We start from the raw sequence: 23,507 nt of genomic DNA, 5'->3' as shown, positions 1-23,507 counted from the left end.
TATGGAGACGACGGAGGCGTTCCGCGGGCTGGAGTGCGCGGCGTGCGGGGAGCCGTTCGACCGGAGCGAACCCGGTCGCTGCCCGGAGTGCGGCGGCCCGCTCGACCCAGTCTACGATTACGACGCGGTTTCGGCGGACCGATCGGCGTTCGGAGGGGATGGCCGGGAGTCGCTGTGGGGATACGCCGATCTGCTCCCGTTTCCGGCCGACGACGCGGTCTCGATCCCCGAGGGGGCGACCCCGCTCGTCGACGCCCCGGCGATCGCCGGGGAACTCGGCGTCGGACGCGTGGCGATCAAGGACGAGGGGAGGAATCCGACGGGGACCGTCCTCGACCGGGGGCTGTCGGTCGCGGTGACGGCGGCGCGGGCGAGCGGCGCGGCGCACGTCGCGCTCGCATCGCCCGGCAACGGCGCGCAGTCCGCCGCCGCCTACGCCGGGCGCGTGGGGATCGAGTGCCACGCGTTCGTGCCCGCCCGGTCCGCCTTCTCGAACAAGGCGATGGTGAACGTCCACGGCGGCGACATGCACGTCGTCGGCGGGCGCTACCCCGACGCCGTCGAGGCGTTCGAGGAGGAACGCGAGGGGGAAGAGGAGTGGCGCTCGGTTCGGGAGTTCGCCACGCCCTACCGCCACGAGGGGATCAAGACGCTCGCCTACGAGCTCCTCGCGGGGCTCGACTGGGACGTCCCCGACGCCGTGTTCGTGCCGACCGGCACCGGCGAGGTGCTCGTCGGCGTCGCGAAGGGGCTGCGCGAGCTCCGCGACCTGGGGTTCGTCGACGGCGTGCCGCCGCTGTACGCCGTCCAGCCGAGCGGCTGCGCGCCGATCGCGGCCGCGTGGGAGCGCGGGCTCGACGACCCCGAACCGTGGGCGACGCCGGACACGATCTGCGGCGAGCTGGAGGTGGCGGACCCGGCCGGCGGGGAGCTGGCGATCCGGGCGCTCGCGGAGACGGACGGCGGCGCGGCGACAGTCGACGACCCCGCGATCCTCGAAAGCGCTGTCGCCGCGGCCCGCCGCGAGGGGATCGAGATGGGCGTCGCCGGCGGCGCGGCCGCCGCGGGCGCGTGGGAACTCGCCGAGGAGTTCGGCCCGGACGACACGCTCGCGCTCGTCAACACGGAGGCCGGCGGCAAGACCCCGGACATCCTCCGCAGCCACCTGATGGGACAGGGAATCTGACCCGGCTCCGGGCGTCGAACCGTCGATTCGTCCCATCAACTATTTGCGTTCGACGCGTCTAGATCGGGTATGCTCAGCGACGTGATGGAGGACTACCTGAAGGCGATATACGTCCTCCAGGCGGAGGACGGGCCGCCGGTCTCCACCTCCGCCATCGCCGACTACCTCGGCAAGACCCCGCCGACGGTGACGAGCATGCTCGGCAAGCTCGAAGAGCGCGGGCTCGTGGCGCGCGAGAAGTACAAGGGCGCGGAACTCACCGAGGAGGGCGAGACGGTCGCGCTGGAGGTGCTCCGCCACCACCGGCTCCTGGAGGCGTACCTGACGGAGCACCTCGACTACTCGTGGTCGGAGGTCCACGACGAGGCCGACGCGCTCGAACACCACATCAGCGAGGAGTTCGAGCGCCGGATGGCCGACGCGCTCGGCAACCCGACGGTCGACCCCCACGGCGATCCCATCCCGGGGGCGGACCTCGAACCGCTCGGGGAGGACGACTCGACCCGCCTCAGCGACCACGGAGAGGGGACGCGGGTGGCCGTCGTCCGGGTCAGCGACCGCGACGAGGAGGAGCTGGAGTACCTCGAAGCGGCGGGGATCACGCCCGGAACCGAGCTCGAAATCGTCGACGTGGCCCCGTTCGGCATGGTGACCGTCCGGCTCGCCGACGGGCGGGAGCAGAGCCTCCCCGAGTCGGTCGCGGGATCGATCCGCGTCAGCGCGGCCGTCGAAGAGGCGGCCTGAAGCCCGCTCGGAACTCGCACTACTTTTCACCGCTCCGGTGCCTTTGGAAGCCATGGTCGGATTCGCGGGATCACTGCTCTCCGGCGTCGTCTTCGGCCTCGCGCTGGCGGCGCCTCCGGGGCCGATGAACGCCGTCATCGCCGAGGAGAGCGTCGTCCGCGGCTGGGCGTCGGGCGTCCGGGCCGGGCTGGGAGCGATGAGCGCCGACGCCGCCTTCTTCGTCCTCGCCTTCCTCGGCGTCGTCGGGTTCGTCGAGCGGTTCCCCACGGTGCGGACGGTCATGGTCGGCGGCGGCGGCCTGCTCATGCTGTACTTCGCCTGGGGAGCCGTTCGGGAGACGGGGGCGTTCCTCGGAAACGGGGAACCCGCCGCGGCCGACGCCGACGAGCGTGCGGGCGTCTCGACGGGGTTCAGAAAGGCGTTCGTCCTCGCGCTGACGAACCCCTACCAGCTCCTTTTCTGGCTGACGATCGGCGTCGGCCTGCTCAGGCCCGGCCGCGTCGACGTGCTCGGGCAGGCGCCGTACGTCGGCCCCGAGCTCGCCGGGCTGCTGATCGTCGAGACCGGGAGCCCGGCGCTCCTGTTCGGCTTCTTCGTCGGGATCGGCCTGTGGGTGACCGGCTTTCCGGCGGCGCTCGTCACCGCCGGCCGGCGGGTCGACTCGTTCGCCCCCGTCGTCGCGGGGACCAGCGCCGCCGTGCTGGCCGGGTTCGGCGTCGCGTTCCTCTACGACGCCGCGAGCGCGTTCGCGGCGTAACTCCGTCTACGCCGTAACTCCGCCCGCGACCTTGATGAACCGTCGTCGGTTGGCGCGCGCGTGTCGTGTCCTTTCGCGCGACAGTCGCGCGGACTGGTTATACGCGTCCCCCATCCTATAATAAATTTGTTTTATATATTGTAAATAACGGTACAGGGCGGACGAAGGCGGTGGGGTGGTGATCAGTGGCGGACGGCGTCGGCGTCCCGATCGATCGGACACAAAACAGTTTCATCCGGGGCGCGTGAGTTCCGCGTATGTTCGACAAGTCGACGTGGATCAAACTGCCGCGGAACGTCCTCGTCGGTCACGGCGTCCTCGACGAGCTGGGCGAGGCGGTGGCCGAGCTCTACCTCTCCGGGCCGCCGTTCGTCGTCACGAGCCCCACGCCGCACCAACTCGCCGGCGAGCGGATCGCCGCGCAGTTCGACGCGGAGCCGAGGACGCTCGTCGTCGAGGAGGCCAGCTTCGCGTCCGTGGAGCGGGTCGTCGAGGCCGCGCGCGGCGAGGAGATCGGCTTCCTCGTCGGACTCGGCGGCGGGAAAGCGGTCGACATCGCCAAGATGGCGAGCGAGGACCTCGGCGTCGGGTTCGTCTCGGTGCCGACGGCGGCGAGCCACGACGGCATCGTCTCCGGCCGGTCGTCCATCCCCGAGGGGGACACCCGACACAGCGTCGCCGCCGACCCGCCGCTCGCGGTCGTCGCCGACACGGAGATCCTGGCGCGGGCCCCGTGGGAGCTGACGACCGCCGGCTGCGCGGACATCATCTCGAACTACACCGCGGTCAAGGACTGGCAGCTGGCCCACCGGCTGAAGAACGTCGAGTACTCGGAGTACGCCGGGGCGCTCTCGCAGATGACCGCGGAGATGCTCGTCGAAAGCGCGGACTCGATCAGGCCGGGGCTGGAGGAGTCGGCGTGGCTCGTCGTGAAGGCGCTCGTCTCCTCGGGCGTGGCGATGTCGATCGCGGGCACCTCGCGGCCGGCCAGCGGGGCCGAGCACCTCTTTTCGCACCAGCTCGACCGCATCGCGCCGGGGAAGGCGCTGCACGGCCACCAGGTCGGCGTGGGGTCGATCATGACCGAGTACCTCCACAGCGGCGCGAAGGGCGAGTGGCGCGACATCCGCGACGCGCTCGCCAGCATCGACGCGCCGACGACGGCGGCCGACCTCGGCGTCACCGACGAGGAGGTGATCGAGGCGCTGACGACCGCCCACGAGATCCGCGACCGGTACACCATCCTCGGAAACGGGGTCAGCGAGGCCGCCGCCTGGGAGGTCGCGACGGTGACCGGCGTCATCGAGGGCTGAGAGCGATCGTCGGCGAGTTCCGACGGAGACGCCTCGAACGTACGGCCCCCGCGTGGTACGGGGCTCGAAGGCCCGTCGGAAACCCGAAAGCGCATATCCTCCCTGTTCCAACGGTCGGCCATGGCAACCGCCAGCGTCCGCGGCCCCGTCAAGGAGCACCCGCGGGCCGTGACCGCCCTCCTGTCGGTTCTGGGGTACGGCATCGTCGTCGGCACGTTCCTCGGCTTCGTCCCCGAGTCGGTGTTCCCGGAGCTCACGCTCGCGCAGGTGAACCTCCTCGCGGACGCCATCGCCGTCGTCAACACGGTCACGACGGTCCTGCTCGTCGCCGGGTGGTACTGGATCCGGACGGGGGAGGTGCGCAAGCACGCCGCGGCGATGACCTCGTCGTTCGCGCTGATCCTCCTGTTTCTCGTCCTCTACCTGACGAAGATCGGCGGCGGCGGGACGAAGGAGTTCGTCGGCCCGGAGGCGGTGTACTACGCCTACCTGCTGATGCTCGCGGTCCACATCGTCCTCTCCATCGTGGCCGTGCCCGTGGTGCTGTACGCGCTCGTCCTCGGGTTGACGCACACGCCAGAGGAACTCCGCCGGGACACCCCGCACAGGCGGATCGGCCGGATCGCCGCCGGGTCGTGGATCCTGTCGCTCGCGCTCGGCGTCGTGACGTACCTGCTTTTGAACCACGTCTACGAGTGGGAGTTCGTCGAGGCGGTGATCTCGGTCCCCGCGCTCTGAGACTCACGCGAGGAAGTGCCCGACGAGCACGCCGATCCCGCCGCCCCCCAGGATGAGGTAGACGGCCCCCGCGCCGCGCACGAAGAGCGCGAACGTGGCGACGGCCAGCCCGGCGGTGAGCGGGTCGACGATCCCCTCCCGGGCGAGCGTCGCGGTCGCGCCGAGGATCGCGACGACGACCGCGGCGTTGACCCCCGAGAGCGCGGTCTGGACGATCTCGTTCTCCCTGACGCGCGCGAAGTACGGGAAGAAGGCCACGATGAAGACGAACGACGGGCCGAACGCGCCGACGGCCGCGACGAACGCCCCGAGGACGGCCAGCGGGACGCTGCCGTAGGTGTCGAGCATGAGCTCGTAGCCGATGAACGCCGTCGTCATCACGACCGGGCCGGGCGTGAACTGACCGATGGCGATCCCGTCGACGAACACCTTCGCGTTCATCCACCCGAACTCGCCGACGACGTACTTCTCGATGAAGGGGATGAGCACCAGTCCGCCGCCGTAGATGAACGACCCCGTGTACACCATGAACAAAAAGAGCTTGACCCACGGGTTCGCCCACAGCGCGAACGCGGGCGCGGCGAACGGGCTCCGCTCGATCCCGCCGACGAACGACGCGCCGAGCGCGGCGGAGAGCCGGTCCCACAGCAGCGAACCGAGGCCGAGCGCCGCGACCGCGACGCCGACGGCGGAGGCCTTCAGGGCGTTCGCCCGCACCCAGTCGGGACGGTACACCGCGACCGCGACGACGCCCGCGACGACGAACTCGAGGACGGGATTGGGATTGAACGCGACGGTCGCGCCGAGCGCGCCGATGAGCAGCGCGAGGAGCTTGTAGTCGACGACCCACTCGTCGCCGCCGATTTCGAACCGGAGGTCGTCGTTCTCCTCCTTCAGCGCGCTCTGCGCCATCGAGTACGACGCGCCGACGATGAGTCCGATGACGACGGGGTTGATCCCGTAGAAGAACGCTTCGAGCGAGGGCAGCGCCCGGTACGCGAAGTACAGGTACGAGAACGCGACGACGATCACGAACGTCGGGAGCATGAAACAGAGGCCCGCGACAAGCGCGCCCGGAACGCCCGCGTAGACCCACCCCATGAAGATCCCGAGCTGCGTGGAGGCCGGCCCCGGGAGCGTGTTACAGATGGCGAGGCCCTCCATGAACACGCCCTCGTCGGTCCACTCCGCGCTCCCCTCGCCGACGAGTTCGTCCTCCATCATCGCGATGTGGACGAGCGGACCGCCGAATCCGACGACGCCGATCTTCAGGAAGAACAGCGCGACCTCGACCAGCTTCGCCGACGTGGCGTCTCCGCGGTACGCACGCGTCGTCCCGTCCGTCGACGCCTCGACCATTACCGGCGGCCCCTCCGCGGCACCCGGGGAGCGCCCCGTCTCAGTCCGGGACCACCGTCCTCGATCGAACCGGACGCGGCGGCGTGCATCGACGTGATTGGACGACCGGCGTCGCAAAGAACGTTTCCCGGACGGCCGACCGAATCGACGGAGACGGACGCGACCGACGAGTCCGCGCGCGGCGCTTTCGGACTTGTCGACCGACGGCACTGGTACGCCGGGCGAACCGCCCCTCGATACCAGAATGGCTAAACGCACGGAGGGTAACTGGGGCAGTAATGTTACCGCTCTCGAAGAGCCGTCTTCGGATCGTCCTCGCGGCCCTCCTCGCGCTCTCGCTCGTGACGGTTGGCCTCGCGTTCGCGATGTCGGCGACGGACACGCGGTTCGAGCAGTTCCTCGACGGGAACGGCGACGTCGACCGCGAGGCGCAGATCGCGCCGGAGACCGACGGCATCACCGTCGTCGCGACGGATTCGAACTCCTGGCGGGGCGAGCGCAGCGAGGGGCCGCGCGCGCTCTCCGAGCTAGTCGCGTTCAACCCCGACGGCACGGTCCTCTACTACAACGACAGTCACACCCGGTACTGGGACGTCGATCCCGTCCCCGGCACGGAAACCACGGTCGAGTACTCCTACGCGGACCACCTCGACGCCGCGGAGTGTCCCGCCGCCGACGAGTGGAACGCGAGCGAGTACGGCGTGAGCCGGGAGACGTGGGACACCTACTACGAGGAGCACGGCGACGTCGACGCCTGCACGTACAACGGCGTCGAGCGGGTGAACCTCACGACCGGCGAGGTCGAGCACGTCTGGGGCCACCCGACGCCAGGCAAGGAAGCCAGCCGGTACCACGACGTCGACCGCATCAACGAGACCCACATCGCGGTCGCGGACATCTACTTCGACGGCGTGTTCGTCGTGAACACCGAGACCGACGAGGTCGAAAAGCGCTGGAACGCCTCCGACTCGTTCCCCGTCGACGGGACCGGCGACGAGCACCCGAAGGACTGGTCGCACATCAACGACGTGGAGGTGCTGGAGGACGGGCGCATCATGGTGAGCGCGCGGAACCTCGACCGCGTGATCTTCCTCGAACCCGACCTCGGCGGCGTCGACAAGGACTGGACGCTGGGCGAGGAGGACAACTACGAGATCATCTACGAGCAGCACAACCCGGACTTCATCAACGAGAGCAACGGCGGCCCGGCAGCCATCGTCGCCGACAGCGAGAACAACCGCGTCGTCGAGTACCAGCGCACGGACGACGGCGACTGGGAGCGGACGTGGACCTGGCGGGACGCCCGGATGCAGTGGCCCCGCGACGCCGACCGCCTGCCGAACGGCAACACCCTGATCGCCGACTCGAACGGCAACCGCGTCTTCGAGGTGAACCCCGAGGGCGAGATCGTCTGGAGCCTCGACATCGCGTTCCCCTACGAGGCCGAGCGGCTCGGCACGGGCGACGAGTCCACCGGCGGCCCGAGCGCGGCCTCCGCCGACGTCGCCTCCCGGAGCGGCTCCGTCGGCGACTGGTTCTGGATCTCGGTCAAGAACCTCCTCCCCGGCCGGTACCTGAACGGGCTGATGTACATCACGCCGGTCTGGATGGGGCTCGCCGAAGTGATGGCGCTCGCGCTCGGCGTCGTCACGCTCCTCGCCTGGGGCGGGCTGGAGTTCCGGTGGCACAGGAAGTCCCGCGGGAACGACGCGGCGAACGCCGGGCTGGACGACTCGCCGAGCGAGCAGGACTGACCGCCGATCGCGGTCGGATCCGATCGAACTCGACGCCGATCCCGCGTTTCGAACTCGACCTCGCTTTTCGAACGTTCGAACCAGACCGTCGCGCCGAAGAGCGGTCGCTCCGCCGCGTTTGATACTCGCCCGCGGAAGGAGAAAGGGAAGGGAAAGGAAAAGATGGGAAGAAAAGAAAGGAAAGGAAGAATACCGCAACGCCGACGAGGCGGGGGCGGGAACCCGCCGCAGAGGGATGCGCCGACGGCCGCGACGGTCAGCCGATGTACCGCAGATCCTCGCCGGAGATGCCGCCGGCCTGCTGTTGCTGCATCTCCTGGATCTTGCCGACGACCTCCTCCATCTCCTCTGCGCGCTCCTCCAGGGAGGCGTAGTCGACGTCGAAGTCGAGGAGCCCCTGGAGCACTTCGAGCACGGCCCTGGCGCTCTTCGGGTCGACGAGGTACCCGCTCGTCTCGCCCATCAGGCAGGCGACCTCGAGGCCGCGCCTGGAACCGAGCCCGAGCAGCAGGCCGCTGACGCCGACGATGCCGCCGGCGGGTTCGTCCTCGCGGAACTCGACGCCCGCCTCCTCCAGCGGTTCGATCAGGTCGGAGTCGGTCACCGCCCCGAGGACGGTGTACTCCTCGATGAGTTCCCCGGTCGGAACGCCGCCGAGCGCGAACGCCCGCGCCGCGCCGAACTCCTCGGCGATGTCGAGGAAGGCGTCCGCGAGGTGGTAGTGGCCCGCGTTGCTCTGCGCCTGGTGGTCGCCGGTGAGCACGAGCAGGTCCGCGCCGTCCGCGTCGACGGCGTGGAACTCGGCGCAGGTGAGCGACGCGACGCCGTCTTCGATGTTCACCTGCGGGGGGAACTCGTCGGCGTAGACGCGCCGGACGAGCTCGCTTTCGAACTCCTCCAGCAGGTGCTCGGCGGCCAACTTCCCGACGTGACCGACGCCCGGCAGGCCCTCGATCAGCACCGGCTCGTCGAGCGTCGGGTCCGCGAGCGCGTCGACCTCGATGTCGTCCATGCCCATACTCGGGGCGGCGCGTCTTAAGTAAGTCACCATCCGGGGAAGCGTCGCCGCTCGGCGGCGAGCGGCCCCGCCGACCGCCGCTCGGAACCGGATCGCGCGCTCGAAAAGCGGGCCCCTCTCTTCAGTCGCGCGCCCGGCGCTTCTGGGCGCGTCGGTACTCGCCGTGGGGATCCTCGGGATTGAACGGCGCGGGGGCGCTGTTCACCGCCTCCGCGCCGCACTCGGGGCAGGTGGTAGACAGGGTGTACACCGGGCGGTCGTGGCGGTCGCGCCACGCGGAACACACCCGGATGTCCGATTTCATCCGCTACTCGTCTTCCTCGTTGCGCTCGCGGTGGTAGCTCGCGGTGCCGCCCGCGGCCTCGATCGCCTCGCGGGCGCGGTCCGCGCTGGCCTCCAGCTGGGCCTCGGCCATCTTGTAGTCGGGGGCCTTGACCTTGATCCGGTACTCCGGCGAGCCGACGTACGAGACCGTCAGCTCGACTTCGTCGGGGAGGTCGCCGTCGCCCTCGGCGGCCCGGAGCGCCTCGCGGATGGCGTCGACGCCGTCCGACGAGGGGCACCGCAGGTCGACGTAGCCGGTCACGTTGACGTAGGGGACCGACACGTTCTCGCGGGCCGTCTCGACGATTGCGCGCTTTTCCTCCTCGTCGAGGTCGACGTCGGAGAGCGCCTCGGTGCCGTGGATTGCCGCCTGCTCGAACCCGTCGTAGAGGCTGCCGAACTCGGCGAGCAGGGCGTTGGCGACCGCGCCGTACTGCTCGTCGGTGACGTCGTCGCCGAACGCGAGGCCCATCCACTTGTCGGCCTTCTGCTCGTTCTTCCACTCCTGGATCTTCTCCTTGCGCTGGTGCTCGTTGACGTCTTTCAGCGAGAGGTCGATCTGCTGTGACCCCTCGTCGACTCCGAGCACCTTCGCGACCACCGTCTGCCCCTCGCGGACGTGGTCGCGGACGTTCTTGATCCAGCCGCTCGCGACCTCGCTGATGTGGACGAGTCCGCGCTTGTCCTCGTACTCCTCGAGGTCGATGAACACGCCGAAGTCGGCGATTTCGTCGACCTTTCCGACCACGAGATCGCCCTTGTCGGGCCAACCACTGTACTTCATTCGTAGGTCACCTCGGAGAGGTTACCGCGCCTCGACGGTTTCGCTTACCTCGCCCTCGAAGGCCGCTTTCCCGCCCGTCGGTCGGGCGAGCGTCGTCCCGCAGACCGCGCAGTTGACGACGGTCGCGACGCGGTCGAAGACGACCTGTTCGTTCCCGCAGTCCGAGCACGTCACCTTGTGGAAGCTCCCGGCCATGATCTCACTCCTGGAACTCCAGCCGGCCGGCGCGCCAGCCCTCGCGCATGTGCGCCTTGCCGCACTCGCTGCACCGGTACTTCAGGTTCGTCTTCTTGGTCGGCTTGTCGCCGCCGGGCACCTTCGAGAACTTGCCGGCGTTCCCGATGTGCGCCATCTGGCGCCGCCGCTGGCGGTGCTGGACCTTCTTCATCCCGGTCGAGCGGCCGGTTCGGACCTTCTCGACCTCGTGTTCCTGGTGTTCCCTGCAGAACGGGCAGTACGTGTTGAATCGGCGTGGCATCTGCATAGATATCTACCTTGTGCGGGTTTGGCCCCCGTCCGTTAAAACCCGTTTGGTTCGTCACGGCCCGCGAGACGCGCGCGAACCGACCACAGGAGCGACCGGAGGGCCGTTTTCGCCTCCGCCAGTGGGCGGTTCCGACCGACGCCCAGGTACGCGCCGGGCGGGCGAACCGACGCGCCCCCGCGGAGGGCGACCGCGGCGGCGACGGCGCGGTGGTTCCCGTCGGCGACGAACGGCCGGGCCCACGGCCGGCGGGCGAAGCAGACGAGAGCGGGGAGTCCGTTCCGGACCCCGTTTCCGCCTTCGATTTTCGTCGCCATCTCCGTCTCCGTCCGGCGTTCGATTTCGGCAGCGAGCCGCAGCACCCGACGAACGTCGACGCCGGTCCGCTCCGTCAGTCGGTCGGGGTCCCCGGCGGTGACGCGTCGGGCGGCCCCGTCGACGGTGCCGTCGGGCGACAGCGCGCGCCAGAGCATGTCGGGCGGCCCCTCCCCGACGCGGAGCCGACCCAGCTGTCCCGGCGTCGGCCGCACGCGGTACCAGTCGATCGGGGCCTCCCGCCAGAGGAACGCCGCCGCGCCGGGTTTCGCCCGGAGGAGGCTGTCCAGCGCCGCCGCGTCGTCGAGCGCCGTCGGATCGATCCCGTCCGCGAGGGGTTCGTGCGCCAGCCAGTGGTCGATCACCGTCCGCTCGGGAACCCGTCTCACGGGCGGTACTGCGGACGCGACCGGCTTGGCTGTTGGGCCGCTCCGCGGCGTCCGGCCCGTCCGTCCGATTCGACGCCGGGAGCGGCGGAGAGAGTGACCGAAGCCGTTAAGCCCGGAGTGGGCAAACCTCCGCCCATGCAGCACCTCATCGTTCGTGGGGACCCCGGCATCCGAAAGGGCGCCATCATCGAGTACGACGGCGAGGAACAGATCTGCTTCGCCATCCAGCGGCAGGGCGACTACCACGGCCCCGACGAGGTCCAGCTGTGGTGCACGATCGGCACCGAGGACGAGCGCGAAGCGTACGAGAAGCGCGAGTACGTTCCCCACTTCCTCGACGTGGACGCCATCGACGCCGAGGCACTCGACGTGATCAAGGCGCGCGGCAAGATGGCGGTCTGACCGCGCCGCCGCGACGAGTCGTACCGCCGTCTCCCCTCGCTTTTCGGGTTTCTTCGATTTCTCCGGCGTTCAACCCCTCCGAGAGCTCATCGGGAGTATCGGAGGAGTTCATAGATTCCCGGCGAAGAACCGAGAGACACCGCCCAGGGACGGGCTTCGGAACCGCCGGCGGGCTCCGATACTCCCTCTCTGAGCCCCGCGATCCCGTCGATCCCGCCGCACGATCGGCGGGATACCTCCACCTCCGGGTCAGTTCTCTCGCTCCGCGTCCGCACCGCCCGCCGGAAGCCGCTCCCGATCGACCTCGTACACGGTCACCGCGGGGCTCTCGAACGCGACTTCGACGCCCGGCGTCTCGTCGACCGTGATCTCCGCGTAGCGGGCGCGCTCGGCCGGGCCGACCCAGATATACCGAACCTCGTACTTCTTGAGGATCGCGACCCGCTTCTCGGTCGGCCCGGTGTAGGCCGCGTCGACATCGACGACGCGCCCGTAGTACGCGTCCGACCCGCGGTACCCCACTTCGTGCGCCCAGCCGGCGACGGTCGGGACGCCGGTGAGGCTCGCGGCCGGACTCGAATCCCAGGAGTACATCCCCGGCGGGTACGGGTAGCTCCCGCGCTCAGTCCCCGGATAGGCGCTCGTCGCGGGCGCGGAGAGGATCGCCGGCTGTCCCCCCCTCGCGTCGAGCCACCGTATCGCCGGCGCCTCCTCCGGGTGGTCGCGCTCGACGAACGCGGTCGCCGACAGGGTCGGCTCGTCGCCGGCGTGGGAGTCGAAGTGATCGTAGAGCGCCAGCGCGCCGTACGGGACCGTGGACAGGACGAGGAGCGCGACGAAGGCCGGCGCCGCCATCCGACGGAGTCCGCCGGCGGCCGGGGCGATTCGATCGCCGACCGTCCGCTCCGTCGCCGCCGTCTCGGTCGCGCGACCCCGAACGAGGAGGGCGAGCGCCGCCCCCGCGGCGGTCCCCCAGAGCACCCACACCTGCATGTACGTCTTGAAGACGGTGTTCATCCGGAGCGGACCGGCCTGCTCCTTGACGTAGACGAACTCGACCAGGAGCACCAGGCCGGCGCCGGCGACGACGAGCGCCGTCTCGTAGCCGACGTTCCGGTCCAGCCGCAGCGCGAGCCAGCCGAACACGAGAAGCGGAGCCACGAGGAGCAGGACCGCCGCGTTCTGGAGCAGGGCGACGACCCCGAGCGCGAGAAGCGAACCGACGAGCAGCCACGGCCGCTCGACGCGGAGTCGGCCGAGCAGGTAGACGAAGAAGGCGACGAGAAACGCGCCGTGGACGAACACCAGCGGGCCGAACGCGCTCCGCGCGTCGGGCGCGAGGACGGCGATCTCCCGGCCCGCCCCCGCGCCGAGGAGGAACGGGAGCCCGAGCAGCAGCGCGAGGCCGCCGGCGCTCGCGGCGACGACGAGCGCGCCGGCGGCCCTGATCGCCTCGGCGGCGAGCCACGATTCGCCGGCGAGCGGGGCGAACCGATCGGCGAGCCGGCCCGGGAGGAGCGTGAGCGGGTTCGCGGGGGCGAACACGAGCGACAGCCAGAGGAGCCCGAAGATGGAGGGGAAGCTCCACGTGTCGACGACCACCTGCAACCCCGCGAGGACGGGCCCGGCGACGAACACCACCGCCCACCGGCGCCGCGTCTCCGCCGCGGGTGTCCGGTAGTAGCTGTACGCGAGGGCCGCCCCGAGCAGGAGGAAGGGCGTGCCCATCATGTGCGCGTGGAGGTCGCCGTTGAGCCAGGAGAAGAGGGGGAACTCGTTTATCGTGTCGGGGATGACCCGGCTCGCGTGCCAGTAGTTGAAATCGGCAAATTCGGCGAGCACCGCCTCCGCGGTGTATTCCGACGTGTGCCCGGCGATGCGCTCTGCGACCGCCCGCCTGAGCGACCGCGGCAGGAAAAAGAGCGCCAGCCAACCGACGGTGACGAGGTTCCCCGCAAAGCCGACGAAGAACGCCGCGAGGCCGCCCGCCAGCCGCCGGGACGCTCCGCGGGCGGCCGCGATCGCCCCGGCGAGGTCGTAGGCCGCCGCGACGAGCATCCCGTAGAAGCCCGCGAGGGCGAGGTTGTACGCGTACGCGGGCGCGGTGCCCGTGAGCGTCGAGAGGACGCTCGCCATCAGGTGACCGCCGTAGTAGTACCGGACCGGCTCGCCCGCGAACCACACGTCCTCCGGCGGGAGCGCGTCCGCGCGGGAGAGCGACTTCAGGAGCCCGAAGTCGAGGAACTTCTCGCCGCCGCCCGCGTGGACGGCGGGATCGACCGCGCGGAAGGCGAGCACGAACAGGAACCCGAGGACGAACACGGCGGCCACCTCGCCGAGGGCGATCCGGAGGCGGACGGCGTCGCCTCCGGAGCCGGCCCGCTCCGACGGCGACCGGGCCCCTCGCTCGGTCGACGCGTCCGCGCGCGCCCCGCCGTCGGTGTCCAGTCGGGCGGATCGACCGTCCCCGTCGTCGAACCGGGTGGACGGGCCGCTCTCGCCTTCGAGGAGACCGCGGGCGAGTTCGATCCGGCCATCCCGGAGTGCAGACAGGTCCAGCCCCGCGGCGAGCGAGGCGACGAGGAGCGCCGCGACGCCGACGCCGACGGCGACCGGGCCAAATGAGACGCGGCCGACCCAGTAGACGACGGTCGTCACCACGACGAGCGAGATCGGGAGCGCGAAGCCGGCCCCGCGCCCCGGGAGGCGGGGGAACAGGCGGAGTGCGAGGGGCAGGCCGGCGGCGGCTAGCGCCGCGTACGCGATCAGCCAGCCGACGACCAGGGCGTATTCCATCTATCGGGGGAACGTGACGCCGCTGGCATACGTTTTTTGGGTTCGGCGGTCGACGGGCGGCGCCCTCCGCGGGACGGAAGCGCCGGCGCGCACCGCCCGGGAGAGGTGACGCGATTCGGACACATCAACGATCGAGAGTCAAACGCTTTTTAATCCCCTGCGTGAAACGCCGACACATGGATCGCTCCGTCGGGATCGTCGTTCCCGCCTACCGCCCCGACGCGGCCGCGCTCGGCGCGTACGTGCGGACGCTCGACGAGCGGCTCGCTCCCGACGCCATCCGCGTCGAACTCGACGCCCCGAGGCGCGGGACGGTCGCCGACCTCTCCGCCCTCCCCGCGACCGTTTCGACCAGTCCCGTTCGCCGCGGGAAGGGCGCGGCGATCACGGCCGGGTTCGAGGCGCTCGACACGGACGTGCTCGCGTTCGCCGACGCCGACGGCAGCACGCCCCCCGACTCGGTCGCCGACGTGCTCGCGCCGGTCCGCGCCGGGGACGCGGACCTGTCCGTCGGCTCCCGGCGGCACCCGGCGGCGCGGGTCGCGGCCCACCAGACGTTCGCCCGGCGGCACCTCGGAGACTGCTTCGCGCGCCTCGGTCGGCTGCTGCTCGACGCGGAGCTGTACGACTACCAGTGCGGTGCGAAGGCGCTCGCGCGGGAGACGTGGAATCGGGTGAGAGAGCACCTGTACGAGCCGGGATTCGCCTGGGACGTCGAGCTCGTCGCGGTCGCGGCCGCGCTCGACGCGCGCCTCGTCGAGGTGCCGGTGACGTGGGAGGACCAGCCGGGGTCGACCGTCTCGCCGATCCGCGCGTCGATCCGCCTCGGCCGCGGGCTGTTGACCGCGCGTCACCGGGCGAAGCTCCTCCGTCAGGACGGGCTACACGCCGCGCTCGACGCTCGGCGGGGGACCCGGTCGTCCCTCATCGACCGGCTCGCGGGGGAGGCGGTCGATGAGTAGCCGGGGGCGGTCGACGAGTAGCCGCCTCGGGGAACTCGCTTCGGGGATGCGGATCGGGCGATTCGTCTCCGTCGGGGCCGTCGGCGCGGTGGTCGACACCGCCACCGTCGTCGCGCTCACGGCGGGGCTGGGCGTCTACCGCGGCAGCGCGAAGCTCGCGGGCGCGGAGCTCGCCATCGTGCTGATGTTCCTGCTCAACGAGAACTGGACGTTCGCCGACGAGGCCGACGGCGGGCGGCGGAGCGTCCTGTGGCGGTTCGCGAAGTCGAACGCCGTCCGGGCGGGGGGCGTGCTCGTCGCGACGGTCGTCTTCGTCCACGTCTCCGGGCTCGACGTGCGCCTTCCCGTCGGCGGCGAGGAGCTGTGGCTGGTCGTCGCCAACGGCGTCGGCATCGCCTCCGGGACGCTCGTCAACTACGTGGCCGAAAGCCTGTTCACCTGGCGGATCGCGGCGACCGCCGAGTGACGCCGTCGGTCGCATCGGATTCCGCCGTCCGGTGGAGCGTCTCTCGAAAGCGGGGATGACTGCCTCTCGAAAGCGACGCCGCCGGATCGGCGTTTCTCACCCCGGCGTGCGGGACGAAAACACACATACGGCGACGGAATCACAACCCTTAACAGTCAGTGTCGATTTGAGTGATGTAGCGGGATGGGATAGCCAGGAGATTCCGCCGGGCTCATAACCCGGAGATCGGTAGTTCAAATCTACCTCCCGCTATTTTCGAGCGAACATTGCGCGGAGAGAACACTCCGCGCCCTTCGTGAGCGAGTGAGCGGCGGAGGGAAGGGTTATCCCGCTCACAACCTCGACTAAACGCTCCGATCGGTAGCTGAATTGATGCGCTACGCCCCCTTCCTCGGCGAGCGCCGACCGAAGAAAAAGCACGAGTAGGGAGGGGAGACAGCGCCTCGATTCGGCTGAAGCCGTTTATTTAGGTTGAATCTAGTTTTAAGGGTGATTATCGAACCTCATCCGACTATTTCTGATATCGGAAGATTTTATCTATCAATCGGTGGTTCTCCGGTACATGTCCGAGGACTTTCCACTCCCAGACGACCTGCCAGTACCGGAAGACGATGGAGCGGCCGACCATCTCCGAGGGACGGAGATGCCCGCCGTCTCACTCCCGGCGACCGACGGCGCGACGATCAACCTCCGAGAGCTCCCCCCTCGAACGGTTATCTACGTCTATCCGCTGACGGGGCGGCCGGACGAGGACGTGATCCCGGAAGGGTGGGAAGACGTCCCGGGTGCCCGCGGTTGTACTCCCGAGTCGCGCGGCTTTCGCAGCCATTACGACGAACTCCGAGATGAGGGAGTCGGGGAGGTATTCGGACTATCTACCCAGTCAAGCGAGTACCAACGCGAGGCCCGCGATCGTCTGCACCTCCCCTTCGAGATGCTCAGCGATGCCGAGCGGGAGTTGACGAACGAACTCGACTTGCCGACGTTCACCATCGAGGGCGACGATTATCTGAAGCGATTGACGCTGGTCGTCTCAGATGGGCGCATCGAACACGTCTTCTACCCGATTTTCCCGCCGGACGAACACGCGGGCGAGGTTCTGGAGTGGGTACGGAACAGTTCCCGGTGAACTACCCTCACCTACTCACTCGCCGCTGACGCGGCTCGTTCCTCGAAGGGGGGGCTTCCTGCCTCCGCGACGTTGTCAGACTCGAAGCGTCCGACAGCCCGCCGGGGTCCGCGGAATCTGGCGAACGCGCGTTGCGGGAACCGCCGTGGTTCCCGTAGGGAGCGCCGTCTTCGCCTAAATTGCGAGGCGGAGGCCCCTTCCTCAACGGAGTGAGCGAAGCGAACGGACACGAACCGAAGAGCCGATCGTAGCGGTTCGGCTCGACGCCGGTCCGGAATCCGGTAATCGCCTTCCCGCCGGAACAGGGGGCATCGGACCGCTACGAACCGGTGAAGTCGATCCGGCTCCCCGTAGAGAGGTCGTGTTCGCCGGAAGGGCCGAGGTGTTCGAACTCGTACTCCTCGTCGGCGAGGTAGACGGCGTCGCCCTCGACGGCGACTTCCAGGGCGTCCAGCACGGCCCCCTCGCAGGGGCCGAAGTTGCAGTAGCCGGTGTCCCGTTCGAACGTCGCGCCGTGTTTCTGACAGACGATCTCGTCGTTCCGGACCAGAGCGCCGGAGCCCTTGTCGAGGCGGACGTCGGTCCAGTGCTGGCAGTAGTTCTTGAACGCGACGACGCTCCCGTCGTCGAGCCGCGTCAGGATCGCCTCCTCCTTGTCGAAGCCCGAGCGGACCGTGAACAGGAGGGTCCCGTCGGACGGGACCTCCTCGACCGCGACGATGCGGCGGCTGTCGTCCATACCGGGGCTTCGCGTCCGCGCGCGCATCAACGTTTGGCATTCGCGGACGGCCGCTCGCGGTCGATTTCGCGGTTCGGGGCCGAATCCGCCCCGACGGTACACTTTTCAAGGGGTCGCGAGAAGGACCGCAGGAAGGTCCGTGCTCGGAGAGACGATCGCCGGTGTCGCATCCCGGCAAAAGCGGTTGACGGTGTTCAACTACGACGGGTCGGAGCGGGTCCGACGGCGCCTGGATCGGTTCTTCTCGTTTCACAACGTCGAAGTCGAGTACGGACACACGGATCCGGACAAGCCCCGGAACTTCGTCGTCCTGTACGACGACGACGGCGTCATCGCCACCTCGACGGTCGACGAACTCCGCGAGCACGTCCGGCTGGGCGACCGGCTCCCCGTCGCAAAGCGCGACTACCCCACCGACGCCGGCTTTCCCGCGGTGCTCTCGAAGCTCGACGACACGCTGTTCACGGTCGCCGGCGAGGACAGGCCGCTCCTGCTGCGGATCGCCCGCGACATCGAAGAGCTGGCCGTCCGGACCGGCGACGGCGTCCTTCGAGCCGGGTTTCAGCGCCTGTCCCGACTGGACGACGACCCCGAAACGCGCGGGGTGTACGAGCGCGCCGCCGAGCGCGGCGTGGAGGTCCACGCCTACGGTCTCCCCGACGCCTACCCGGACGTGCCGGGGGTTTCGATCCACGGCGCGGACAGCGACGAGATCGCGCGGACGTGGTTCGTCGTCTACGACGGCGGCGGACGGCGGACGCGGATGGCGGCGCTCGTCGCCGAGGAGCGCGAGGACGGGTACTACGGGTTCTGGACGCTGAAGCCGTACCTCGTCGAGAGCGTCGACGGGTACCTCGCGGCGACGTACGCGCCGGACCGCCGCCGCTCGGAGGGCGGGCCCGACCCGAGTCAGTAGAGCGCCTCGACCCGTTCGTCGAACAGCCGCGCGAGCAGCCGCGTCACCGGCCCGCCGGCCGGCGCGTCGTCGGGGGCGTCCGCGAGGTCACCGTCGCCGCCGGTTCGGCCGACTTCGACCCCGTCGACGGCCGCGACCGGACGGATCTCCCACGTCGTGTTCGTGAGGAACACCTCGTCCGCCCGTCGCAGGTCGGCCGGCGCGTACGACCCCTCCTCGACCGGGATCCCCTCGGCGCGCGCCAGGTCGAGCACCACCGACCGAGTGACGCCGGGGAGGACGGGGCCGTCGAGGCTCGGCGTCCGGAGCGCGTCGTCGGCGACGAAGAAGACGTTGCTCGTCGCCCCCTCCGTGACCCGGCCGTCGGCGTCCAGGAGCAGCGCCTCGTCCGCGTCGGCGTCCCGGAGTTCGATCCTGGCCAGAATGCCGTTCAGGTAGTTGTGCGTCTTCGCGCGCGCGGGCATCGACTGGTCGGGGACGCGCCGCGTCTTCGCCGTCCGGAGCGACGCCGGACCGTCCCAGACCGGCGCCCCCGCGCGCCCGCCGCGGGGGAGATCGTCGACGATCACGACGACCGTCGGGTCGACCTCGGGCGCGGGCGTGAGCTTCCCCGGCTGGACGCCGCGGGTGATCGAGAGGCGGACGTAGGCGTCTTCGAGGTCGTTCGCGTCGAGCGTCTCGGCGACGCGCTCGCGGAGGTCGGCGTCGGAGAGCCCGTGGTCGAGCGCGAGCGCCTCGCAGGTCTCGCGGAGGCGGTCCGCGTGCGCCCGCCACTCGAACGGCGTCCCGCCGTAGGCGCGGATCGTCTCGAAGGCGGCGTCGCCGTACAGGAACCCGCGGTCGCGGACGTTCACGGTCGCCTCCTCGGCCGGGACGAGTTCGCCGTCGACGTGGTACAGGTGCGCGTCGGAGTCTGGCATGGTCGGGAAACGTGGCGATCGCGTTGGTGACGGAGATCAGGTTCGGTCGGGGGCGGAGTCGGAATCGCGGTCGTAGCAACCGGCGACGAAGTTTCGCACCATCCGTTTGCCGCCCTCGGTCAGTATGCTTTCCGGGTGGAACTGCACGCCGGCGTGCGGCTTCGTCCGGTGGCGGACGCCCATGACGACGCGGCGTTCGTCGTCGGTCCACGCCGTCTCGACGAGGTCGTCGGGCAGGTCCGCGCGCTCGACGGCCAGCGAGTGGTACCGCCCGACCGACAGCCGTTCGGGGAGGCCGGCGAAGATTCCGCGCCCGTCGTGGGTGATCCGCGAGGGCTTCCCGTGGACGACTTCGGGGGCGCGCCCGATCGGCGCGCCGTGGGCCGCACAGAGCGCCTGGTGGCCGAGGCAGACGCCGAGCGTCGGATAGTCGAGGTCGGCGAAGACCGGGATCGAGACGCCGGCGTCCGCCGGCGTTCCGGGACCGGGCGAGACGACGATCCCGTCCGGGTCGAGGTCGCGGATCCCGTCGGCGTCGATCGCGTCGTTGCGGCGGACGACGACCTCGGCGGTGTCGGACCGCCTCGTCCCGCCGATCTCTGCGGCGACGTGCCGCCTCGTCCCGCCGATCTCCCGGGCGCACTCGCCGACGTACTGGACGAGGTTGTACGCGAACGAGTCGTAGTTGTCGACGACGAGGATCACGTCTCCGACCCCTCGACGGTCAGTTCCGCCCGCTCGCCGAGCGCCTCGTCGACGGCGTTCACGAGCGCTCTGCCCTTCGCCAGCGTCTCCTCGTACTCGCGGTCCGGGACGGAGTCGTGGACGATCCCCGCGCCGACGCGGAGGTGGTACTCGTCGCCGAAGCGGACGAGCGTCCGGATGACGATGTTCAGCGTCGCCCGGCCGTCGAAGCCGAAGACGCCGACGCTCCCGGTGTACGGCCCCCGGCGGGTCGATTCGAGCTCGTCGATGATCTCCATGGTCCGCGGCTTCGGCGCGCCGGTGATGGTGCCGCCGGGGAACGTCGCCGCGATCGCGTCCACCAGCCGCGCGCCCTCGCGGAGGCGGCCCTCGACGACCGAGACGAGGTGCATCACCTCGGCGTAGCGGTCGACCCGCCGGTACTCGCTCACCTCGACGGTGCCGTACTCGCAGACCTTCCCGAGGTCGTTCCGTTCGAGGTCGACGAGCATCGCGTGCTCGGCTCGCTCCTTCTCGTCGCTCAGGAGATCCGCCTCCAGGTCCGTGTCCTCCCCCGGCGTCGTCCCGCGGGGTCGCGTCCCGGCGATCGGCTCGGTGACGAGTCGGTCGCCCTCGCGGCGGAGCAAAAGCTCCGGGCTCGCGCTCACGAGGTCGACGCCGGGCAGTTCGAGGAGGCCGGAGTACGGGGCCGGGTTCACCCGCCGCAGCGCGGCGTACGCCTCGACCGGGTGGACCGCGGCGGGCGCGACCAGCCGCTGGGAGACGTTCGCCTGGAACGTCTCGCCGGCGCGGACGTGCGCTTTCACCCGACGGACGCGTTCGGCGAACCGGTCGCGCCCGCAGGCGCTCTCGAACCTGGCGGCGGGTGCCTCGACCGGCGGCGGTCCGACCGAGGGGTCGCCGGTCTCGATCGCCCGGACGAGTTCCCGCGCGCGGTCGAGGCCGGCCTCGTACGCCGCGCCGGGGTCGTCCGGGTCGACCCGCGGACAGGCGGTGATCCGGAGCGTCGTCTCCCCCTCCCGCGGCTCGCGCCAGGCGGCGACGCGGTCGTACACGCCGAGCTGGAGCCGCGGAAGGCCCCGATCGTCGCGCGCGTCGCCGGGGAGCGATTCGAGCTCCCGGGCGACGTCGTAGGAGAGCCAGCCGAACGCGCCGCACGGGTACGGCACGTCGCAGCCGCCGCGGACGAGCGCCTCTCCGGCGAGAAGTCCGTCGAGCGCCGAGAGGGTGGGCGAACGGTCCGCGAGCGCGCGGTCCGAGGCGGGATCGGAATCGGAGCCGGGATCGACGCGGACGGCGGCGGCGGAGACCCGCAACCGCTCGACCGGGTCGACCGCGAAGTACCCCCAGCCGCGCTGTCCGCCGGTGGTTTCGAGGAAGACGCCGCTCGGGCCGTCGCGCGCCCGCCGGTACGCGTCGAACGGGTCCGCGACCGTCGCGCGCACCTCGACCGGAACCCGCGCTCCTCGCGGCGCGGCGGCCGCGGTGGCGCGAAAATCCGCGGGGTCGGTGGCGACGGTCGGTTCAACCATGCGTACCCGGTGATCGTCGACGGAGGTAACGGTTTCGCGACGCGTCCGGAGCGGCGGAAAGACGGACGCGACCGCCGACTCCGCCTATCGGTCCCTCGCGCGGTCGATCCAGCGCCGGACCCGCTTTTCCGACACGCCGATCTGATCCGCGACCTCCTCCGCGTCCGCGTCCGCGAGGTCGTCCACCGATTCGACTCCCGCGTCCGCGAGGCGCTCCGCGTACGCCGGGCCGATGCCCCGGATCTCGTCCACGGACGCGTCCGGTTCGTCCTCCGGTTCGACCTCGTCCGCCGCCCGCTCGGGCTCGGCCTCCTCGATCGAGGCGTCGACGTCCTCGGTTTCGGGACCCGTCGCTTCGGCCGGTTCGGCCGCCTCGGCTCCCTCCGCTTCCTCGTCGACGATCGCGTCCGTCGACGCCGCGGCGTCCGTCTCCCCGGCGGCCGCGTCCTCCACCTCCGGTACCTCCCCGGTGTCGGATTCGGCCTCCTCCACCCGGGCGGGGGTCGCTTGCTCGTCCGCGTCGACCTCCGGCTCCCCCGGTTCGACGGTGGAACCCTCGGTCGCCTCCCCCGGCTCGGCCGCCTCCGCGGGCTCGCGGTCCTCGTCGACCATCGAGTCGGTCGACGCCGCGGCGTCCGTCTCCTCGGCGGCCGGCTCTTCGGGCTCCTCGGTGCCTTTGACGGCCGCCTCGGCGTCCGTCTTCGGCTGGGCTCGCCTGTCGCGCTCGACCGTCACGCCGGGTTCGCGGCGCTCCCGGTCGCCGGACGAGCCGTCTAGACCGAGCAACGATTTCAGCTTGTCCAGTAGTGCCATTGATCGACACTATGTGTGCCCGATATTTAAAAACCGCCGCCACGTCACAGCTCGGACCGCAACGCCGCGTTCATCTCCTCGACCGGCGCGTCGACACCCGTCCAGCGTTCGAACGCTTCGACGCCCTGATACAACAACATCCACGCGCCGTCGATCGTCGACGCGCCCGCGCGCCTCGCGTCGCGGAGGAGCCGCGTGTCGAGCGGCGCGTACACCGCGTCGAGCACCGAGAGGTCCGCGTGCAGGAGATCGGCCGGGACGGGGGTTCGTTCCTCTTCCATACCGACGCTCGTCGCGTTCACGAGCACCTCGGCCGCCGGGACGGTCGACGCGAGCGAGTCGAGGCCGCCGCCGGTCGCGCCCGGCACCGCCGACGCCAGTTCCCGGGCGGTCTCCTCGGTCCGGTTCGCCACGTGGACGGACGCGCCGGCGTCGGCCAGCGCGAAGGCGGTCGCCCGCCCCGCGCCGCCCGCGCCGACGACGACTGCCTCGGCGTCGTCGAGGGGAACGTCGTGGCGCTCGAAGGCCCGCCGCACCCCGGCGGCGTCGGTGTTGTAGCCCCGCGGTCGGTCACCGCGGGCGTCAGTGTTGTAACCCCGCGGCGAACCGCCGCGGGCGTCGGTCTCGGAAGCGCCCGGCAGTCCGCTCCGGGCGTCGCCGCCGCGGTCGCCCGCCGAACCGCCGGAGAAGTCGATCGTGTTCACCGCCCCGATCCGGGCGGCGAGGTCGTCGGGTTCGACGAGGTCGAGCGCGTCGCGCTTGAAGGGGATCGTGACGTTCAGTCCCTCGATGCCGAGCGCCGCCGCGCCCCGGAGGGCCGCGTCGAGGTCGCCGGGATCCGGCTCGAACGTGACGTACCGGGCGTCCATCCCGAGCGCCTCGTAGGCGGCCTCGTGCATCGGCGGCGAGAGCGAGTGGCCGACGGGGTTGCCGATGAGGCCGAAGACGTGCATACTCGGACA

General features: G+C 70.5%; 25 protein-coding genes and 1 tRNA gene. 12 read left to right on the top strand and 14 right to left on the bottom strand.

Features of this window, described 5'->3' with window-relative positions:
• Position 1: 1 nt before the first annotated feature.
• The 5 genes from CNO20_RS11700 (at position 2) to CNO20_RS11680 (ending at position 4,738) form a co-directional block, all read left to right on the top strand.
• Positions 2-1,186, top strand: a complete 1,185-nt coding sequence (locus tag CNO20_RS11700) for a threonine synthase (RefSeq protein ID WP_101296314.1) — start codon at positions 2-4, stop codon at positions 1,184-1,186.
• A gap of 69 nt (positions 1,187-1,255) precedes the next feature.
• Complete coding sequence (locus tag CNO20_RS11695; protein WP_101296313.1) at positions 1,256-1,930, top strand: metal-dependent transcriptional regulator; 675 nt, start codon at positions 1,256-1,258, stop codon at positions 1,928-1,930.
• 52 nt (positions 1,931-1,982) lie between these two features.
• Positions 1,983-2,687, top strand: a complete 705-nt coding sequence (locus CNO20_RS11690; RefSeq protein ID WP_101296312.1) for a LysE family translocator — start codon at positions 1,983-1,985, stop codon at positions 2,685-2,687.
• Between the two features lie 257 nt (positions 2,688-2,944).
• Positions 2,945-4,000: an NAD(P)-dependent glycerol-1-phosphate dehydrogenase gene (locus CNO20_RS11685; protein WP_101296311.1), complete on the top strand. Its 1,056-nt coding sequence runs from the start codon at positions 2,945-2,947 to the stop codon at positions 3,998-4,000.
• Positions 4,001-4,120: 120 nt separating this feature from the next.
• Positions 4,121-4,738 carry a DUF420 domain-containing protein gene (locus CNO20_RS11680; RefSeq protein WP_101296310.1) on the top strand — a complete coding sequence of 206 codons (618 nt, stop codon included), beginning with the start codon at positions 4,121-4,123 and terminating at the stop codon, positions 4,736-4,738.
• A 3-nt stretch (positions 4,739-4,741) separates the two neighbouring features.
• Here the strand turns inward: CNO20_RS11680 and chrA are convergent, their stop codons facing one another.
• Positions 4,742-6,097, bottom strand: coding sequence for a chromate efflux transporter (gene chrA, locus CNO20_RS11675; RefSeq protein WP_101296309.1), 1,356 nt, complete (start codon positions 6,095-6,097; stop codon positions 4,742-4,744).
• Between the two features lie 278 nt (positions 6,098-6,375).
• On the opposite strand from chrA, the gene CNO20_RS11670 reads away from it, so the two are divergent.
• Positions 6,376-7,851 (top strand): arylsulfotransferase family protein, encoded by a 1,476-nt coding sequence (locus CNO20_RS11670; protein WP_101296308.1) that lies wholly within the window; start codon positions 6,376-6,378, stop codon positions 7,849-7,851.
• A 256-nt stretch (positions 7,852-8,107) separates the two neighbouring features.
• Here CNO20_RS11670 and CNO20_RS11665 read toward each other — a convergent pair whose 3' ends face one another.
• The 6 genes from CNO20_RS11665 to CNO20_RS11640 all read right to left on the bottom strand — a co-directional run bounded on the left by CNO20_RS11665 (position 8,108) and on the right by CNO20_RS11640 (position 11,165).
• Positions 8,108-8,863, bottom strand: a complete 756-nt coding sequence (locus tag CNO20_RS11665; protein ID WP_101296307.1) for a proteasome assembly chaperone family protein — start codon at positions 8,861-8,863, stop codon at positions 8,108-8,110.
• A gap of 127 nt (positions 8,864-8,990) precedes the next feature.
• Positions 8,991-9,173, bottom strand: coding sequence for an RNA-protein complex protein Nop10 (locus CNO20_RS11660; RefSeq protein WP_101296306.1), 183 nt, complete (start codon positions 9,171-9,173; stop codon positions 8,991-8,993).
• A 3-nt stretch (positions 9,174-9,176) separates the two neighbouring features.
• Positions 9,177-9,977: a translation initiation factor IF-2 subunit alpha gene (locus CNO20_RS11655; RefSeq protein ID WP_101296305.1), complete on the bottom strand. Its 801-nt coding sequence runs from the start codon at positions 9,975-9,977 to the stop codon at positions 9,177-9,179.
• A gap of 21 nt (positions 9,978-9,998) precedes the next feature.
• Positions 9,999-10,172, bottom strand: coding sequence for a 30S ribosomal protein S27e (locus tag CNO20_RS11650; protein ID WP_101296304.1), 174 nt, complete (start codon positions 10,170-10,172; stop codon positions 9,999-10,001).
• Positions 10,173-10,176: 4 nt separating this feature from the next.
• Complete coding sequence (locus CNO20_RS11645) at positions 10,177-10,461, bottom strand: 50S ribosomal protein L44e (protein WP_101296303.1); 285 nt, start codon at positions 10,459-10,461, stop codon at positions 10,177-10,179.
• Between the two features lie 35 nt (positions 10,462-10,496).
• Positions 10,497-11,165 carry a hypothetical protein gene (locus CNO20_RS11640; protein WP_101296302.1) on the bottom strand — a complete coding sequence of 223 codons (669 nt, stop codon included), beginning with the start codon at positions 11,163-11,165 and terminating at the stop codon, positions 10,497-10,499.
• A gap of 135 nt (positions 11,166-11,300) precedes the next feature.
• Between CNO20_RS11640 and CNO20_RS11635 the strand changes: the two genes are divergently transcribed.
• Positions 11,301-11,567 (top strand): HAH_0734 family protein, encoded by a 267-nt coding sequence (locus CNO20_RS11635; RefSeq protein ID WP_101296301.1) that lies wholly within the window; start codon positions 11,301-11,303, stop codon positions 11,565-11,567.
• 249 nt (positions 11,568-11,816) lie between these two features.
• On the opposite strand, the gene CNO20_RS11630 is transcribed toward CNO20_RS11635, so the two are convergent.
• A complete protein-coding gene (locus tag CNO20_RS11630) occupies positions 11,817-14,363 on the bottom strand; it encodes a DUF2298 domain-containing protein (protein ID WP_101296300.1) in 2,547 nt (848 codons plus the stop codon).
• A 176-nt stretch (positions 14,364-14,539) separates the two neighbouring features.
• Here CNO20_RS11630 and CNO20_RS11625 point away from each other — a divergent pair, with 176 nt between their 5' ends.
• The 4 genes from CNO20_RS11625 (at position 14,540) to CNO20_RS11610 (ending at position 16,920) form a co-directional block, all read left to right on the top strand.
• On the top strand, positions 14,540-15,325 hold the full coding sequence (locus CNO20_RS11625; protein ID WP_101296299.1) for a glycosyltransferase: 786 nt from the start codon (positions 14,540-14,542) through the stop codon (positions 15,323-15,325).
• On the top strand, positions 15,318-15,791 hold the full coding sequence (locus CNO20_RS11620; protein ID WP_101296298.1) for a GtrA family protein: 474 nt from the start codon (positions 15,318-15,320) through the stop codon (positions 15,789-15,791). The genes CNO20_RS11625 and CNO20_RS11620 overlap by 8 nt, the downstream gene beginning before the upstream one ends.
• Before the next feature lie 177 nt (positions 15,792-15,968).
• Positions 15,969-16,043 (top strand) — tRNA-Met (locus tag CNO20_RS11615).
• 310 nt (positions 16,044-16,353) lie between these two features.
• Positions 16,354-16,920, top strand: coding sequence for a peroxiredoxin (locus tag CNO20_RS11610; protein ID WP_101296297.1), 567 nt, complete (start codon positions 16,354-16,356; stop codon positions 16,918-16,920).
• Between the two features lie 319 nt (positions 16,921-17,239).
• Here the strand turns inward: CNO20_RS11610 and CNO20_RS11605 are convergent, their stop codons facing one another.
• The gene (locus CNO20_RS11605) at positions 17,240-17,659 is read right to left on the bottom strand and encodes a Rieske (2Fe-2S) protein (protein ID WP_101296296.1); all 420 of its coding nucleotides are present in this window, start codon (positions 17,657-17,659) and stop codon (positions 17,240-17,242) included.
• Positions 17,660-17,798: 139 nt separating this feature from the next.
• On the opposite strand from CNO20_RS11605, the gene CNO20_RS11600 reads away from it, so the two are divergent.
• A complete protein-coding gene (locus CNO20_RS11600; RefSeq protein ID WP_101296295.1) occupies positions 17,799-18,575 on the top strand; it encodes a DICT sensory domain-containing protein in 777 nt (258 codons plus the stop codon).
• Here the strand turns inward: CNO20_RS11600 and CNO20_RS11595 are convergent.
• The 5 genes from CNO20_RS11595 to CNO20_RS11575 all read right to left on the bottom strand — a co-directional run bounded on the left by CNO20_RS11595 (position 18,569) and on the right by CNO20_RS11575 (position 23,498).
• Entirely contained in the window at positions 18,569-19,495 is a 927-nt protein-coding gene (locus CNO20_RS11595) for an aminotransferase class IV (protein WP_101296294.1), read from the bottom strand. The genes CNO20_RS11600 and CNO20_RS11595 overlap by 7 nt on opposite strands.
• Before the next feature lie 36 nt (positions 19,496-19,531).
• Entirely contained in the window at positions 19,532-20,200 is a 669-nt protein-coding gene (locus CNO20_RS11590) for an anthranilate synthase component II (RefSeq protein ID WP_101296293.1), read from the bottom strand.
• Complete coding sequence (gene pabB, locus CNO20_RS11585) at positions 20,197-21,732, bottom strand: aminodeoxychorismate synthase, component I (RefSeq protein ID WP_101296292.1); 1,536 nt, start codon at positions 21,730-21,732, stop codon at positions 20,197-20,199. Before pabB ends, CNO20_RS11590 begins: the two co-directional genes overlap by 4 nt.
• Before the next feature lie 84 nt (positions 21,733-21,816).
• Positions 21,817-22,545 carry a helix-hairpin-helix domain-containing protein gene (locus CNO20_RS11580; protein WP_101296291.1) on the bottom strand — a complete coding sequence of 243 codons (729 nt, stop codon included), beginning with the start codon at positions 22,543-22,545 and terminating at the stop codon, positions 21,817-21,819.
• A gap of 44 nt (positions 22,546-22,589) precedes the next feature.
• Complete coding sequence (locus CNO20_RS11575) at positions 22,590-23,498, bottom strand: shikimate dehydrogenase family protein (protein ID WP_101296290.1); 909 nt, start codon at positions 23,496-23,498, stop codon at positions 22,590-22,592.
• Positions 23,499-23,507: the final 9 nt, after the last annotated feature.

It is taken from the genome of Halegenticoccus soli, from assembly GCF_002844195.1.
Lineage (GTDB): Archaea > Halobacteriota > Halobacteria > Halobacteriales > Haloferacaceae > Halegenticoccus > Halegenticoccus soli.
The sequence above is the reverse complement of the archived record's forward strand: the minus strand, read 5'-3'. Positions and strand labels throughout refer to the sequence as shown.